The 635-nt window shown below is 58.9% G+C and carries 1 protein-coding gene; it reads right to left on the bottom strand.

Going from position 1 to position 635, the window contains the following annotated elements; all coding sequences use genetic code 11:
• Positions 1–24: 24 nt before the first annotated feature.
• A partial coding sequence (locus HX774_RS18425) for a tyrosine-type recombinase/integrase (protein ID WP_178828893.1) occupies positions 25–635 on the bottom strand: 611 nt, incomplete at its 5' end.

Here is a 635-nt window from a genome sequence, read left to right as displayed (position 1 = left end):
GTCCGCTGAGGGCAGCTTATCTCATCAAAGGTCGATCTGCTCGGACAGTTCAAGTGCATCGTCCACCTCGATGCCCAGGTAGCGGACAGTGCTTTCCAGCTTTCGATGACCGAGGAGTAGCTGACAGGCGCGCAGGTTTCCCGTTTTCTTGTAGACAAGGGCCACCTTCGTCCGACGCAGACTGTGCGTGCCATAAGCTTGAGGAGCCAGATCGATCATCCCGACCCATTGATCGACAAGCCGAGCGTATTGTCGTGTGCCGATATGCTGACCGCGCCGGGTCCGACTCGGAAACAACCAATCGCCATCGCGATCACCCCGCTCTGCGAGCCAGGCGGCGATCGCGTCACGGGCTGGCTCGGTGATTTCGAATGGAACAGGTCTGCCGGTTTTCTGCTGGATGACCGTGGAGCGTTGCCTAATCACGCCGCCAGGTGCGACGTCCCCGACTCTCAACCGTACGAGGTCGCAGCCTCGCAGTTTCGAGTCCAACGCGCAGTTGAACATCGCAAGATCTCGGATGCGATGGCTCACCTTCAACTGCTGTCTGATGGCCCAAATGTGCTTCGGCTTCAGAGGTGCCTTTGGCCCGATCATGCGACCGGCATTCCAAGGGTGACGTGCCCCTGAGAATT

The organism is Brevundimonas sp. P7753 (assembly GCF_013386595.1).
GTDB classification, from domain to species: Bacteria; Pseudomonadota; Alphaproteobacteria; order Caulobacterales; family Caulobacteraceae; genus Brevundimonas; species Brevundimonas bullata.
Note: the sequence above shows the minus strand (reverse complement) of the source record. Positions and strands in the feature narration are given on the sequence as shown.